Source organism: Streptomyces sp. NPDC003035 (assembly GCF_042888285.1).
In the GTDB taxonomy this organism is placed as follows: Bacteria; Actinomycetota; Actinomycetes; order Streptomycetales; family Streptomycetaceae; genus Streptomyces.
The window spans coordinates 56,438-70,319 of record NZ_JBIAPJ010000006.1 but is presented as its reverse complement, the minus strand read 5'-3'; the positions used below and the strand labels follow the sequence as shown (position 1 = coordinate 70,319).

Annotated in this window: 14 protein-coding genes; 11 read left to right on the top strand and 3 right to left on the bottom strand. The window is 72.6% G+C overall.

The window, feature by feature from the left end; all coding sequences use genetic code 11:
* Nucleotides 1–25: 25 nt before the first annotated feature.
* Complete coding sequence (hemW, locus tag ACFYV5_RS20230) at nucleotides 26–1,258, top strand: radical SAM family heme chaperone HemW (RefSeq protein ID WP_389170167.1); 1,233 nt, start codon at nucleotides 26–28, stop codon at nucleotides 1,256–1,258.
* 148 nt (nucleotides 1,259–1,406) lie between these two features.
* On the opposite strand, the gene ACFYV5_RS20225 is transcribed toward hemW, so the two are convergent.
* Together ACFYV5_RS20225 and ACFYV5_RS20220 are read right to left on the bottom strand one after the other, a co-directional pair.
* Nucleotides 1,407–2,207: a DUF3097 domain-containing protein gene (locus ACFYV5_RS20225; RefSeq protein WP_389170163.1), complete on the bottom strand. Its 801-nt coding sequence runs from the start codon at nucleotides 2,205–2,207 to the stop codon at nucleotides 1,407–1,409.
* A gap of 10 nt (nucleotides 2,208–2,217) precedes the next feature.
* On the bottom strand, nucleotides 2,218–2,943 hold the full coding sequence (locus tag ACFYV5_RS20220) for an MBL fold metallo-hydrolase (protein WP_389170160.1): 726 nt from the start codon (nucleotides 2,941–2,943) through the stop codon (nucleotides 2,218–2,220).
* Between the two features lie 163 nt (nucleotides 2,944–3,106).
* On the opposite strand from ACFYV5_RS20220, the gene hrcA reads away from it, so the two are divergent.
* The 4 genes from hrcA (at nucleotide 3,107) to ACFYV5_RS20200 (ending at nucleotide 7,426) form a co-directional block, all read left to right on the top strand.
* On the top strand, nucleotides 3,107–4,126 hold the full coding sequence (gene hrcA / locus ACFYV5_RS20215) for a heat-inducible transcriptional repressor HrcA (protein ID WP_137989367.1): 1,020 nt from the start codon (nucleotides 3,107–3,109) through the stop codon (nucleotides 4,124–4,126).
* Complete coding sequence (gene dnaJ / locus ACFYV5_RS20210; RefSeq protein WP_355115889.1) at nucleotides 4,127–5,266, top strand: molecular chaperone DnaJ; 1,140 nt, start codon at nucleotides 4,127–4,129, stop codon at nucleotides 5,264–5,266.
* A gap of 340 nt (nucleotides 5,267–5,606) precedes the next feature.
* Nucleotides 5,607–6,683, top strand: coding sequence for a nitronate monooxygenase (locus ACFYV5_RS20205; RefSeq protein ID WP_389170155.1), 1,077 nt, complete (start codon nucleotides 5,607–5,609; stop codon nucleotides 6,681–6,683).
* Nucleotides 6,680–7,426, top strand: a complete 747-nt coding sequence (locus tag ACFYV5_RS20200) for a 16S rRNA (uracil(1498)-N(3))-methyltransferase (RefSeq protein ID WP_389170152.1) — start codon at nucleotides 6,680–6,682, stop codon at nucleotides 7,424–7,426. Before ACFYV5_RS20205 ends, ACFYV5_RS20200 begins: the two co-directional genes overlap by 4 nt.
* A gap of 15 nt (nucleotides 7,427–7,441) precedes the next feature.
* Here ACFYV5_RS20200 and ACFYV5_RS20195 read toward each other — a convergent pair whose 3' ends face one another.
* The gene (locus tag ACFYV5_RS20195; protein WP_389170150.1) at nucleotides 7,442–7,816 is read right to left on the bottom strand and encodes a hypothetical protein; all 375 of its coding nucleotides are present in this window, start codon (nucleotides 7,814–7,816) and stop codon (nucleotides 7,442–7,444) included.
* A 65-nt stretch (nucleotides 7,817–7,881) separates the two neighbouring features.
* Between ACFYV5_RS20195 and ACFYV5_RS20190 the strand changes: the two genes are divergently transcribed.
* The 6 genes from ACFYV5_RS20190 to ACFYV5_RS20165 all read left to right on the top strand — a co-directional run bounded on the left by ACFYV5_RS20190 (nucleotide 7,882) and on the right by ACFYV5_RS20165 (nucleotide 13,754).
* Entirely contained in the window at nucleotides 7,882–9,183 is a 1,302-nt protein-coding gene (locus ACFYV5_RS20190; protein ID WP_389170147.1) for an ATP-binding protein, read from the top strand.
* The gene (locus tag ACFYV5_RS20185; protein ID WP_389170144.1) at nucleotides 9,180–10,244 is read left to right on the top strand and encodes a tetratricopeptide repeat protein; all 1,065 of its coding nucleotides are present in this window, start codon (nucleotides 9,180–9,182) and stop codon (nucleotides 10,242–10,244) included. The genes ACFYV5_RS20190 and ACFYV5_RS20185 overlap by 4 nt, the downstream gene beginning before the upstream one ends.
* Nucleotides 10,127–11,344, top strand: coding sequence for a tetratricopeptide repeat protein (locus ACFYV5_RS20180; RefSeq protein WP_389170141.1), 1,218 nt, complete (start codon nucleotides 10,127–10,129; stop codon nucleotides 11,342–11,344). Before ACFYV5_RS20185 ends, ACFYV5_RS20180 begins: the two co-directional genes overlap by 118 nt.
* Before the next feature lie 128 nt (nucleotides 11,345–11,472).
* A complete protein-coding gene (locus ACFYV5_RS20175) occupies nucleotides 11,473–11,832 on the top strand; it encodes a histidine triad nucleotide-binding protein (protein ID WP_355115911.1) in 360 nt (119 codons plus the stop codon).
* Nucleotides 11,833–11,835: 3 nt separating this feature from the next.
* The gene (locus tag ACFYV5_RS20170; protein WP_389170138.1) at nucleotides 11,836–12,738 is read left to right on the top strand and encodes a ribonuclease Z; all 903 of its coding nucleotides are present in this window, start codon (nucleotides 11,836–11,838) and stop codon (nucleotides 12,736–12,738) included.
* 11 nt (nucleotides 12,739–12,749) lie between these two features.
* Nucleotides 12,750–13,754 (top strand): adenosine deaminase, encoded by a 1,005-nt coding sequence (locus ACFYV5_RS20165; RefSeq protein WP_389170135.1) that lies wholly within the window; start codon nucleotides 12,750–12,752, stop codon nucleotides 13,752–13,754.
* Nucleotides 13,755–13,882: the final 128 nt, after the last annotated feature.

Below are 13,882 nucleotides of genomic sequence, written 5' to 3'. Positions count from 1 at the left end.
TCGGGCAGTACGGGACAATGGGTTCATGCCTTCCGTACTGCCCGATGGTGAGCCCATGCCCGAGGACGGGGCGCTGCCCGCGCACGCCCTGGAAGGGGCCGGGGAACGGCCGCTCGGGTTCTATCTGCACGTGCCGTACTGCGCCACGCGGTGCGGCTACTGCGACTTCAACACGTACACCGCGAGCGAGCTGCGCGGTGCCGGCGGCGTGCTCGCCTCCCGGGACAACTACGCCGGGCAGGTCGTGGAGGAGATACGACTCGCCCGGAAGGTCCTCGGCGACGACCCGCGGCCGGTGCGGACCGTCTTCGTGGGCGGGGGCACGCCGACGCTGCTCGCCGCCGGGGACCTCGTACGGATGCTGCGGGCGATCCGGGACGAGTTCGGGCTCGCGGACGACGCCGAGGTGACGACGGAGGCGAACCCGGAGTCGGTGGACCCGGCGTATCTGGCCGAGCTGAGGGCCGGGGGCTTCAACCGGATCTCGTTCGGCATGCAGAGCGCCCGTCAGCACGTCCTGAAGGCCCTGGATCGCACCCACACACCCGGGCGGCCCGAGGCGTGCGTCGCGGAGGCGCGGGCGGCGGGTTTCGAGCACGTCAACCTGGACCTCATCTACGGCACGCCGGGGGAGTCCGACGACGACTGGCGGGCGTCGCTCGACGCGGCGATCGGCGCGGGCCCCGACCACGTCAGCGCCTATGCGCTGATCGTCGAGGAGGGTACGCAGCTGGCGCGGCGGATCCGGCGCGGCGAGGTCCCGATGACCGACGACGACGTGCACGCGGACCGGTACCTGATCGCGGACTCGGTCTTCGCGGAGGCCGGCTTCGAGTGGTACGAGGTGTCGAACTGGGCCACCTCGGAGGCCGGGCGCTGCCTCCACAACGAGCTGTACTGGCGCGGCGCCGACTGGTGGGGCGCGGGGCCGGGGGCGCACTCGCACGTGGGCGGGGTGCGGTGGTGGAACGTGAAGCACCCGGGCGCGTACGCGGCGGCGCTGGGGGAGGGCCGGTCTCCCGGCGCGGGGCGCGAGGTGCTGTCGGCGGAGGACCGGCGCGTCGAGCGGGTGCTTCTGGAGCTCCGGCTCCGGGAGGGCGTCGAGCTGTCGCTGCTCAAGCCCGCGGGGCTTGCGGCGGCCGACAGGGCGCACGCCGACGGGCTCCTCGCGCCTGAGCCGTACGTTCGCGGGCGCGCCGTGCTGACCCTGCGGGGGCGGTTGCTCGCCGATGCGGTGGTGCGGGATCTGGTGGACTGACGAGGACGACGCCCGGCGGTAGCCGTACCCCCGCTGTCGCGGGGAGCGAGACCTGCTCGGCCGTGTAGACGAACTGATCGACGGAACACCTCCGCCCGAGTGCGGAGAAAGGGCCGGGCGTCAGTCGCCACAATGAGCCGACCGGAGGTCAGGGCACGGTCACGTGGTCGATCAGTCGTTCCACCGCGCCCAGGAGTTCCGGTTCCAGGTCCTTGTAGGAGTGGACCCGCGACAGGATGTGCTGCCAGGCCGCGCCCGTGTTCTCCGGCCAGCCCAGCGTCCGGCAGATGCCCGTCTTCCAGTCCTGGCCGTGCGGGACCGTCGGCCACGCCGCGATGCCCACGGACGACGGCTTCACCGCCTCCCAGACGTCGATGTACGGGTGGCCCACGATCAGCACGTCCGGAGACGTGACCTGCGCCGCGATGCGGGACTCCTTCGAGCCGGGGACCAGATGGTCGACCAGGATCCCCAGCCGCGCGTCCGCCGCCGGGGCGAAGTCCGCGACGATGGCCGGAAGGTCGTCGATGCCCTCCAGGTACTCCACCACCACGCCCTCGATGCGCAGGTCGTCGCCCCAGACCCGTTCCACGAGCTCGGCGTCGTGGCGGCCCTCCACGTAGATCCGGCCCGCCCGTGCGACCCGGGCCCGTGCGCCCGGGACCGCGATCGAGCCGGAGGCCGTGCGGGTGGGGCGCGCGGGGGAGGCGGAAGGGCGGACCAGGGTGACCACCCGGCCCTCCAGCAGGAACCCGCGCGGTTCCATCGGGAAGACCCGGTGCTTGCCGAAGCGGTCCTCCAGCGTCACCGTGCCCGCCTCGCAGCGGATCACCGCCCCGCAGAAGCCCGTCGACACCTCCTCGACCACGAGATCGGCCTCCGCCGGGACCTCCGGCACGGGCGCGGAGCGCTTCCAAGGGGGCGTCAGGTCCGGGTTGTAGCTGCGCATTTGGGGGACGTTATGACACTCCGAAGCGGCGTGCCAGTTCATCCCGCTGCGCGCGGACGAATGTCGCGTCCACGACCGCGCCGTGGCCCGGCACGTACACCGCGGCCTCCCCGCCCAGACCGAGGAGCCGGTCCAGGGCGTCCGGCCAGCGCGACGGCACCGCGTCCGGCCCCGCCTGCGGCTCGCCCGACTCCTCGACCAGGTCGCCGCAGAACACGATCTCCTCCGTGCCGGCCGGGACGAGGAGCACCAGGTCATGGCTCGTGTGGCCCGGCCCCACGTTCGCGAGGAGCACCTGGCGGCCGCCCAGGTCCAGCGTCCACTCGCCCGACACCGTGTGGTGGGGCGCCACCAGGACGTCGACCGCCTCCGCCGCGGCCTCCGGGTCCACCCCCTGGCGTACCGCGTCCGTGAACAGCTCCTGCCCCTCCCGCCGCAGCAGTGCGTCGACGCCCACCGCTCCGTACACCTCCGCACCCGCGAACGCCGCCGTGCCCAGCACATGATCGAAGTGGGGGTGGCTCAGTGCGATGTGCGTCACTCTCCGGCCGCCCGTCAGCGCCTCGACCTGAGCCCGCAGCTCGGCGCCCTCCCGGATCGTGGAGCCCGTGTCGTAGAGCAGCACCGCCTTCTCGCCCACCACCAGGCCCACCGTGGCGTCCCAATGGGGCAGTCGGCGCCGTCCCACCCCGTCCCCGAGCCGCTCCCAGCCGAACTCTTCCCACGCAACATCCATACCGCGACGCTATCCGCTACGACGCGACCTCCGAAGCGGCCTCCTTGCCAGGAGCGATGCCCGCCGCCGTACACTGGCCTGGGGTTTGCTGGCACTCGGGCAGGGCGAGTGCCAAAAGCGGAGCAACCCAAGCAAGCCGATACGACAGCTGGAGGTGTGCGCGATGCTCAGCGAACGCAGACTCGAGGTGCTGCGCGCCATCGTCCAGGACTATGTCGGGACGGAGGAGCCGGTGGGCTCCAAGGCGCTCACGGAGCGCCACAAGCTCGGCGTCTCGCCCGCCACCGTGCGCAACGACATGGCCGTCCTGGAGGACGAGGGCTACATCGCCCAGCCCCACACCAGCGCCGGACGCATCCCGACCGACAAGGGCTACCGCCTCTTCGTCGACCGGCTCGCCGGCGTCAAGCCGCTGTCGACGCCCGAGCGGCGCGCGATCCACAACTTCCTCGACGGCGCGGTCGACCTCGACGACGTCGTCGGCCGTACGGTCCGGCTGCTCGCGCAGCTGACCCGGCAGGTCGCCGTCGTGCAGTACCCGTCGCTGACCCGCTCGACGGTCCGGCACGTGGAGCTGCTCTCGCTCGCCCCCGCCCGCCTGATGCTCGTGCTGATCACGGACACGGGCCGGGTCGAGCAGCGGATGATCGACTGCCCCGCGCCGTTCGGCGAGACCTCGCTCGCGGACCTGCGGGCCCGGCTCAACAGCCGGGTCGTCGGCCGCCGTTTCGCGGACGTGCCGCAGCTGGTGCAAGATCTTCCGGAGTCGTTCGAGGAGACGGAGGACCGCGGCACGGTGTCGACGGTGCTCGCGACCCTGCTCGAAACCCTGGTGGAGGAGCACGAGGAGCGGCTGATGATCGGCGGCACCGCCAATCTCACCCGCTTCGGACATGACTTCCCCCTCACGATCAGGCCCGTCCTTGAAGCATTGGAGGAGCAGGTCGTGCTCCTCAAGCTGCTCGGCGAGGCCAAGGACTCGGGCATGACCGTACGGATCGGGCACGAGAACGCCCACGAAGGGCTCACCTCCACGTCCGTCGTCGCGGTCGGCTACGGTTCGGGCGACGAGGCAGTCGCCAAACTCGGCGTGGTCGGACCGACCCGCATGGACTACCCCGGAACGATGGGAGCGGTACGCGCAGTGGCACGTTACGTCGGACAGATCCTGGCGGAGTCGTAAGTGGCCACGGACTACTACGCCGTACTCGGCGTGCGCCGCGACGCGTCCCAGGACGAGATCAAGAAGGCATTCCGGCGGCTCGCGCGCGAGCTGCACCCGGATGTGAATCCCGATCCGAAGACGCAGGAGCGCTTCAAGGAGATCAACGCCGCCTACGAGGTGTTGTCGGACCCGCAGAAGAAGCAGGTCTACGACCTCGGCGGCGACCCGCTGTCCGCGTCCGGCGGTGGCGGCGGAGCCGGTGGCTTCGGCCAGGGCGGCTTCGGGAACTTCTCGGACATCATGGACGCGTTCTTCGGTACGGCGTCGCAGCGCGGGCCGCGCTCGCGCACCCGCCGCGGCCAGGACGCCATGATCCGGCTGGAGATCGACCTCAACGAGGCCGCCTTCGGCACGACCAAGGACATCCAGGTCGACACGGCCGTCGTCTGTACGACGTGTTCGGGCGAGGGCGCCGCGCCCGGCACCTCCGCGCAGACCTGTGACATGTGCCGCGGCCGCGGCGAGGTCTCGCAGGTCACCCGGTCCTTCCTGGGCCAGGTCATGACCTCCCGCCCCTGCCCCCAGTGCCAGGGCTTCGGCACGGTCGTCCCGACCCCGTGCCCGGAGTGCGCGGGCGACGGGCGGGTGCGGTCGCGCCGGACGCTGACCGTGAAGATCCCGGCCGGTGTCGACAACGGCACCCGTATCCAGCTGGCCGGCGAGGGTGAGGTCGGCCCCGGCGGCGGCCCCGCCGGTGACCTGTACGTCGAGATCCACGAGGTCCCGCACGAGACCTTCCAGCGACGGGGCGACGACCTGCACTGCACGGTCACCATCCCCATGACGGCGGGCGCACTCGGCACGAAGGTGCCGCTGCAGACGCTCGACGGCATGGAGGAGGTCGACATCCGGCCGGGCACGCAGTCCGGCCAGTCGATCCCGCTGCACGGGCGCGGCATCACGCACCTGCGCGGCGGAGGTCGCGGCGACCTGATCGTGCACGTCGAGGTCATGACCCCGTCGAAGCTGGACCCGGAGCAGGAGCGGCTGCTGCGCGAACTGGCGAAGCTGCGCGGCGAGGAGCGGCCGACGGGCCAGTTCCAGCCGGGGCAGCAGGGGCTGTTCTCGCGGCTGAAGGATGCGTTCAACGGGCGGTAGGCGGGGCTGCTGGGGGTCCGGGGGTCGGCCCCCGGGTCAGCACAGTCAGCCGGGGCAGCAGGGGCTGTTCTCGCGCCTGAAGGACGCGTTCAACGGGCGGTAGGCGTGACTGCTGGGGGTCCGGGGGTCGGTCCCCGGGTCAGCACAGTCAGCCGGGGCAGCAGGGGCTGTTCTCGCGCCTGAAGGACGCGTTCAACGGCCGGTAGGCGCGACGCGTTCGACAGCCGGTAGGCGACGGTACGGAAGGGGCGGCGCCCGCGTCATCGCGGGGGCCGCCCCTTCCCCGTACCACCGGAACCATCGATTCGGTCCCCGACCCACGTCATGAAACGATGCCCGCATGTCCACCGCACTGAGCGATCTCTCCCGTTACCCGATCGTGCAGGCCCCCATGGCGGGTGGCGCATCCTCTCCGCAGCTCGTCGGTGCCGTCTGCGAGGCCGGCGGGCTCGGGTTCCTCGCCGGGGGGTACAAGACCGCCGGCGGGCTGTACCAGGAGATCAAGCAGGTGCGCGGGCTGACCGGGCAGCCCTTCGGCGTCAACCTCTTCATGCCGCAGAGCGGACAGCCCACCGACCCCGCCGCCATCGAGGTGTACCGGCACCAGCTCGCCGGTGAGGCCACCTGGTACGAGACGCAGCTCGGCGACGCCGACAGCGGGCGGGACGACGGCTACGACGCCAAGCTCGCGATCCTCCTGGAGGACCCGGTCCCCGTCGTCTCCTTCACCTTCGGCTGCCCCGGCCGCGACACCTTCGACGCGTTCGCCCGCGCCGGTACGTTCACGATCGTCACCGTCACCTCGTTCGAGGAGGCCCAGGCCGCGCAGCGCGCCGGGGCAGACGCCGTCTGTGTGCAGGGCGTCGAGGCCGGCGGGCACCAGGGCACGCACCGCGACGACCCGGACGCCGCCCTCGCCGGGACCGGGCTCCTGACGCTCGTCACGCAGGTCCGGGAGGCCGTGCAGCTGCCGATCGTCGCGACCGGCGGGATCATGCGCGGGGCGCAGATCGCCGCCGTCCTGGCCGCCGGGGCCGACGCCGCCCAGCTCGGCACCGCGTTCCTCGTCTGCCCCGAATCGGGCGCGCACGCCCTGCACAAGCGGGCCATGACCGACCCCCTCTTCGTCCGCACCGAGCTCACCCGGGCCTTCTCCGGGCGCCCGGCGCGCGGGCTCGTCAACCGCTTCATGCGCGAGCACGGGCCGTACGCCCCCGCCGCCTACCCCGAGGTCCACCACCTCACCGCCCCCCTGCGCAAGGCCGCCGCCACCGCCGGGGACGCCCAGGGCATGGCCCTGTGGGCCGGCCAGGGCCACCGGCTGGCCCGCGAACTCCCGGCGGGACAACTGGTCGAGGTGCTGGCCGCCGAACTCGACACCGCACTCACCGCGCAGGCCCACAGGAGCGCCTCATGACCGCACCCGTCTTCGTCGTCGAGGCCGTCCCCGGCGGCCCCGGCACCTTCCTCCTCGACGGTCCCGAGGGCCGCCACGCCGTCTCCGTGAAGCGGCTGCGCGCGGGGGAGGAGCTCGTCCTCACGGACGGGCGGGGTGCCTGGGCGGAGTGTGTGGTGACCGCAGCCGAGGGCAAGGACCAGCTGACCGCCGACGTCACCGCGGTGCACGAGGACCCGGAGCCCGCGCCCCGTATCACCGTCGTCCAGGCACTGCCCAAGGGCGACCGGGGCGAACTCGCCGTCGAGATCATGACGGAGACGGGCGTCGACGCGATCGTGCCGTGGGCCGCGTCCCGCTGCATCACCCAGTGGAAGGGTGACCGCGGTCTGAAGGCCCTCGCCAAGTGGCGGGCGACCGCGCGCGAGGCCGGCAAGCAGTCGCGCCGTACCCGTTTCCCCGAGGTCGCGGACGCGATGACCACCAAGCAGGTGACGGCGCTCCTGGCGGGCGCCGACCTGGCCGTCGTCCTGCACGAGGACCGGGACCATCCCAGTGGCGCGCTCGCCGACGCCGAACTCCCCGCCGAGGGCGAGATCGTGCTGGTCGTCGGGCCCGAAGGGGGCGTGTCGCCGGAGGAGTTGGCGGCTTTCGAGTCGGCGGGCGCGAAGCCGTACCGTCTCGGCCACAGCGTGCTCCGTACCTCCACGGCCGGTACGGCGGCCACCGCACTGCTGCTGGGCCGCACGGGCCGCTGGTCCTAGCCACCCCCCAAGGCCCTAGCGGTCGTCCTCCTGAGGCGCCCGGTCGGCCACGATCGCGTCGAAGAGCGGCCAGCCGTCCTCCTCCGTCACCCCGTTCGCCACCGGAAGCAGGCCGCGCGCCACGGCCTCGTCGAGGAAGCGGCGCACCACCCCGGGCTCGTTGAGGTTGAGCCAGTGGCCCCCGCCGCCGATGATCTCGCCCTCGCCCAGGGGGAAGCCGGCCACCGCGCGGCCCTCGCCTGAGCGGAAGACCAGGCGGAGTTGGGCGTGCGGGGTGTCGGCGCGGCGCAGGGAGAGGATCTCGCGGCACTCCGGGTGCCGGTGCCGTCGGCCCCAGAGCCAGACGGTGTCGTCCACCACCAGCTTGCGCAGCACGCCCTTTCGTCGCATCCGCCCACCGTAATCTTCGGGAACCCGGTGGACCAGCGCCCGGGGGGCCTCCCTAGGCTGCTCGCATGTCCGACGAGTCTCCCCTGATCCGTAGTCTGCGCGCCGCGGTCGCCGCCGCGCCCGAAGACGTGCCCCTGCGGCTCCACTTCGCCGAACTGCTCCTCGCCGAGGGCTTCGGCGACCAGGCCGTCGCCGAGGCGGCCGTCGCGCTCCAGCACGCGCCCGGCGACGCCGCCGCCCGCGCCCTGATGGCCCGCGCGATGGGCATGCCCGCGGTGCCGAAGGAGACACCCGCCGAAGCGCCCGCCCCGGAGTCCTCGGAGGCCCCCGCCGCCCCCGCCCCGGAGACCCCCGACACCCCCCGCTTCGATTGGGCCGCCGCCGAGCAGGAGGTCGGGGACCTCGTCGGGCCCCGGTTCGTGTCCGGCGAGACCGAGCAGCCCCTCACCTCCGACGGCAGCGGCGACGCCGGTGACGTGTCCGCCTGGGACATCGACGCCCCCGGATCCGTACGCCTCGACGACGTCGGCGGCATGCAGGAGGTCAAGGACCGCCTGGAGGCCGCCTTCCTCGCCCCCATGCGCAACCCCGAACTGCGCAAGCTGTACGGCAAGTCCCTGCGCGGCGGACTCCTCCTCTACGGTCCGCCCGGCTGCGGCAAGACGTTCATCGCCCGCGCCGTCGCGGGTGAGCTCGGCGCGAGCTTCATGTCGATCTCGCTCTCCGACATCCTCGACATGTACATCGGCACGTCCGAGAAGAACGTCCACGACATCTTCGAGACCGCCCGCGCCCAGGCCCCCTGCGTCGTCTTCCTCGACGAGCTCGACGCGCTCGGCGCCAAGCGCTCCCGTACGCACCACAGCGGACTGCGCAACGTCGTCAACCAGCTCCTCACCGAGCTCGACGGCATCAACGGCGCGGAGAACGAAGGCGTCTTCGTCCTCGCCGCCACCAACGTGCCCTGGGACGTCGACCTCGCGCTGCGCCGCCCCGGCCGTCTCGACCGCACCCTGCTCGTGCTGCCGCCCGACGCCCCGGCGCGCGAGGCGATCCTCCGCTACCACCTGCGCGAGCGCCCCATCGAGTCCGTCGACCTGGGCAAACTGGTCAAGGCCACCGAGGACTTCTCGGGCGCCGACCTCGCCCACGTCTGCGAGACCGCCGCCGAGTCCGCGCTCCTCGACTCCGCCCGCACCGGCACCGTACGCATGATCAACATGAAGGATCTGCTGGGCGCGGCGAAGCAGATCAAGCCGTCCAGCGAGTCCTGGTTCGCCTCCGCCCGCAACGTGGCGATGTTCGCCAACGACGGCGGCATGTACGACGACCTGGTCGCCTACCTGAAGAAGAAGCGCAAGCTGTGAGCGCGACACCTCTGGACCCGCGGGTCGAACAGGCCGACGCGCTCTACGCCATGGAGCGGTACGAGGAGGGCCTGGCCCTCGTCGACCGGCGGCTCGCCGAGGCACCCGACGACCACGAGGCGTGGGCCACGCGCGCCCGGTGCCTCTGCGGTCTCAAGCGGTACGAGGAGGCGCTCGACGCGGCCGACGAAGCGCTGAAGCTCGAACCTGAGCTCGCCGACGGGTTCTTCATGCGCGGATTCGCCCTGCGCAGGCTGCGCCGGCTGCCGGAGGCCGACCACGCCCAGCGCGAGGCGATCCGCCTCGCGCCGCACCGCTGGGGGCCGCGCACCCAGCGCGCCGAGATGCTGATCTTCATAGGCACGAAGGAGGAGGCGCTCCAGGAGGCCATGGAGGCGGTACGGCTCGGTCCCGACGTGGTCGACACGTGGCACACCATGTACAAGGTCGCCGCGTTCAACGAGCGCTTCGACCTGGTACGGGAATCCATCCAGCAGATCCTGCGCATCGACCCGACCGACAGCCTCGCCGTCACCGAGGTCACCGAGCGGGAGGCCCGCAAACCCGGCACGTCCGCCGCCCAGGCCGCCGACCTCTACGCGAGCGGCCTCGCCACCAGCCCCGACGCCCCCGCGCTGCGCAGGGACCTCGACAAGGCCGTCTACCGCATGCTGCGCGGCACCCGGTGGCTCGCCCTGCTCTGCCTCGCCATCGCCGCCGTCACCGCCGACATCTTCCCGACCGACGGCGAGGAGCCGAAGGAGCTCCCGATCCACCTCGGCACCCGGCTCTGGGCCCTGTGCCTGATGGCGGCGGTGTGGGGATTCGGCGCGTGGCGCCGCTATCTGCGGATGCGTACCGGCGCGCAGCTGACCGTACGCGCCCTCGTGCGGCGGCTGTTCTGGCCCCGGGTGGTCCTCGGGCAGGCCACCCTCGCCACGCTGTGCGCGCTGCTGATCGTGCTCGTGCCCTGGGCCGACCGCACGATCCCCCAGGTCCTGTTCTGGCTGGGACTCGTGCCCAACCTGCTCAGCATCACGCACGATCGGGACAAAGTCTGATGAGCCATCCGGGCAACACCACCTTGGACAGGGCCGACGCGCTCTTCGACGTCGGACGCTACGAGCAGGCCGCCGCCCTCGCCGCCGAGCACCTGGCGACCGACCCGCACGACGCCACCGCGCTGGTCCTGCTGGCCCGCTGCCAGCACCGCCTCGGCCGGGAGCGGGAGGCCTTCGACTCCGTCGAGACGGCCCTGCTCGCCGAACCGGACTCGCTGCCGGGCTGGCTGATGCGTACGCACATCCTGCTGGCGCTGAAGCGGTACGAGGAAGCCGAGCTGTCCGCCCGGTACTCCGTCGAGCTCGCCCCGAACTACTGGGGCAGCCACTACGCCCTCGGCACCGTCCTCGACCGGTCCGTCCGCGTCGAGCGCCGGCGCGAGGCGTACGAGGCGGCCCGTACCGCCGTGGCCCTCGCCCCCGAGGAGAGCGACGCGCACTTCCTCGTCGGGCTCACCGCCCAGCGCAACGGAGACCACCGCGTCGCCAAGCAGGCCTACGAGACGGCCCTGCGGCTCGACCCGCAGAGCAGCGAGGCCCACAACAACCTCTCCCTGCTGCACCTGCGCCGCCGCTGGTTCCGGCCCGGGGCGTGGACGAAGGCCGCCGAGGGTTTCGTCGAGTCCGCCGCCCTCGACCTGAACGACCGGCAGGCCCGCTACAACCTGGAGACCATGGCCTGGGGCACCGCCGCGGGCGCCCGCTGGGTGGCCCTCCTCGGCTTCGTCGCGGCCGCCCTCGGCTCGGCGCCGGTGCGTACCGGGGCGTCGGGCGGTGAGGCACTCGTCCCGTACCTGATCGGCGCGGCCGTCCTCGTCGGCGGCTGGGCCGGCTGGGCGCTGTGGATCACCCGGCGCGTGCCGCCGCGGCTGCGTCGCCCGCTGCTCCTGGTGGCCCGCGGCTGCAAACCGGTCATCGCGATGGCGGCCGCCGTCGGCCTGCTCGGCCTGCACTCGGTCGTGACCCTCGCGCTGTGGAGGGCGGACGCCGGGGTGGTCGGCGGTCTGGGTACGCCGCTGTTCTGGGCGGTGGTCATCACGTACTGGGTGAGCCGCTCGGCCCTCAATCGCCGCGCCCCCACGGAGGGACGCGGGAGGTAGGGCGGGCTCGACGGGTGGGGCCGGCCTACCCCTCCCGACACCCCCTGTCCGTGACGCCCGCACCACGGCCCCGCGCGGCCGATAGCATGCCCGGGTACCTGATCATCGAAGGCGAGGAGGCCCGGGCCATGGCCGGAGAGCCGCAGAGCGACTGCCTGTTCTGCAAGATCGCGGACGGGGAGGTTCCGGCGACGATCGTGCGCGAGACGGAGACGACCGTCGCCTTCCGGGACATCAACCCCCAGGCGCCCACGCACGTGCTCGTCATCCCGCGCGTCCACTACCCCGACGCCGCGAGCCTTGCCACGGCCGCGCCCACCATCGCCGCCGACGTGCTGCGCGAGGCCGGCGAGATCGCCGCGCAGGAGAAGGTCGAGGGCAGCGGCTTCCGGATCGTCTTCAACACCGGGACCGGCGCCGGCCAGACCGTCTTCCACGCCCACGCGCACGTCCTCGGCGGCCGCGGCCTCAACTGGCCTCCGGGATAAGACGTGTCCGTACGTGAACTGGTCGTGCTCGGGACCGCCAGCCAGGTCCCGACCCGGCACCGCAACCACAACGGCTATCTGCTGCGCTGGGACGGGCAGGGCATCCTCTTCGACCCCGGCGAGGGCACCCAGCGCCAGATGCTGCGGGCGGGGGTCGCCGCCCACGACATCGACCGGATCTGCGTCACCCACTTCCACGGGGACCACTCCCTGGGCCTGGCGGGCGTGATCCAGCGGATCAACCTCGACCAGGTCCCGCACCCGGTCAGCGCGCACTACCCGGCGAGCGGGCAGCACTTCTTCGAGCGGCTGCGGTACGCGACGGCCTACCGCGAGACGGTGAAGCTGACCGAGACCCCGGTGGCCGCCGACGGCCCGCTCGCCGTCACGGAGTCGTACACCCTCGACGCGTACCGGCTCTCGCACCCGGTGGAGTCGTACGGCTACCGGCTCACCGAACCCGACGGGCGCCGCATCCTGCCCGAACGGCTCGCCGCGCACGGCATCAAGGGTCCGGACGTCGGCCGGATCCAGCGCGAGGGCGTCCTGGACGGCGTGACGCTGGAGGAGGTCAGCGAGATCCGGCGCGGGCAGCGGTTCGCCTTCGTCATGGACACCCGGCTCTGCGACGGGGTGTACGCGCTCGCCGAGGGCGCCGACATGCTGGTCATCGAGTCGACCTTCCTCGACGAGGACGTGACGCTCGCCACCGACCACGGCCATCTGACGGCCGGACAGGCCGCCGCCGTGGCCCGCGACGCGGGGGTGCGGCACCTCGTTCTCACCCACTTCTCGCAGCGCTACAGCGAGCCCGCCGAGTTCGAACGCCAGGCGCGGGCGGCCGGGTTCGACGGCGAACTGAGCATTGCCCAGGACCTGATGAGGGTCCCCCTCCCCAAGAGATAGACGAAAGACCCATGCCCCTCCGCCTCCCCAAGGCCGAACTCCACCTCCACATCGAGGGCACCCTCGAACCCGAGCTCGCGTTCGCGCTCGCCGCGCGCAACGGCGTCACGCTGCCGTACGCGGACACCGAGGAGCTGCGCAAGGCCTACCTCTTCAGCGACCTGCAGTCCTTCCTGGACCTGTACTACGGCCTGATGGCCGTCCTGCACACGGCCGAGGACTTCACCGAGCTCGCCGACGCGTACCTGGCGCGGGCGGCGGCCCAGGGGGTGCGGCACGCGGAGATCTTCTTCGACCCGCAGGCCCACACGGCCCGCGGGGTACCGATCGGCACCGTGATCGAGGGCCTGGCCGCCGCGCTCGACCGGGCCGAGGAGCGGCACGGCGTCTCGACGCGGCTCATCATGTGCTTCCTGCGCGACGACTCCGCCGAGTCGGCGATGGCGACCCTGGAGGCGGCGCGGCCGTACCTCCACCGGATCACCGGTGTCGGCCTGGACTCGGCGGAGGTCGGCCATCCGCCGTCGAAGTTCCGCGAGGTGTACGCGGCGGCCGAGGCGCTCGGGCTGCGCAAGGTCGCCCACGCGGGCGAGGAGGGTCCGCCGGCGTACATCCGCGAGGCCCTGGACGTCCTCGGCGTGGAGCGGATCGACCACGGCCTGCGCTGCATGGAGGACCCCGAGTTGGTGGAACGCCTGGTGCGCGAGAGGGTGCCGCTCACGCTCTGCCCGCTGTCGAACGTACGCCTCCGGGCGATCGACATCCTGGAGGACCACCCGCTGGCGTCGATGCTGGCCGCCGGTCTGATGGCGACGGTCAACTCCGACGACCCGGCGTACTTCGGCGGCTATGTGGGCGAGACGTTCGACGCGGTGCGGGGCGCGCTCGGTCTGGACCGGGAACAGTTGCGGACCCTGGCCCGCAACTCGTTCGAGGCGTCCTTCCTCGACGACGACGAGGAGCGCAGGGCGCGGTACCTCGCCGAGGTGGAGGCGTACGACTTCGACGCGGAGTAGCGCGCGGGGGGCTCCGGCCCACCGGAACAGCCCAGGGGGGGGGGGGGGGGGGGGGCCCCCCCCCCCCCGCGGGGGGGGGGGCCCCCCCCCCCCCCGCCCCCGGCCCCCCGGGCGGATTTTTTTGTGTC

What these genes read in the sequence shown, in the direction of transcription:
- ACFYV5_RS20200 (WP_389170152.1), top strand. Translation starts at nt 6,680, where the DNA reads ATGACCGCACCCGTCTTCGTCGTCGAGGCCGTCCCCGGCGGCCCCGGC.
- ACFYV5_RS20195 (WP_389170150.1), bottom strand. Translation starts at nt 7,816, where the DNA reads ATGCGACGAAAGGGCGTGCTGCGCAAGCTGGTGGTGGACGACACCGTC.
- ACFYV5_RS20220 (WP_389170160.1), bottom strand. Translation starts at nt 2,943, where the DNA reads ATGGATGTTGCGTGGGAAGAGTTCGGCTGGGAGCGGCTCGGGGACGGG.
- ACFYV5_RS20190 (WP_389170147.1), top strand. Translation starts at nt 7,882, where the DNA reads ATGTCCGACGAGTCTCCCCTGATCCGTAGTCTGCGCGCCGCGGTCGCC.
- ACFYV5_RS20205 (WP_389170155.1), top strand. Translation starts at nt 5,607, where the DNA reads ATGTCCACCGCACTGAGCGATCTCTCCCGTTACCCGATCGTGCAGGCC.
- ACFYV5_RS20175 (WP_355115911.1), top strand. Translation starts at nt 11,473, where the DNA reads ATGGCCGGAGAGCCGCAGAGCGACTGCCTGTTCTGCAAGATCGCGGAC.
- hrcA (WP_137989367.1), top strand. Translation starts at nt 3,107, where the DNA reads ATGCTCAGCGAACGCAGACTCGAGGTGCTGCGCGCCATCGTCCAGGAC.
- hemW (WP_389170167.1), top strand. Translation starts at nt 26, where the DNA reads ATGCCTTCCGTACTGCCCGATGGTGAGCCCATGCCCGAGGACGGGGCG.
- ACFYV5_RS20165 (WP_389170135.1), top strand. Translation starts at nt 12,750, where the DNA reads ATGCCCCTCCGCCTCCCCAAGGCCGAACTCCACCTCCACATCGAGGGC.
- ACFYV5_RS20225 (WP_389170163.1), bottom strand. Translation starts at nt 2,207, where the DNA reads ATGCGCAGCTACAACCCGGACCTGACGCCCCCTTGGAAGCGCTCCGCG.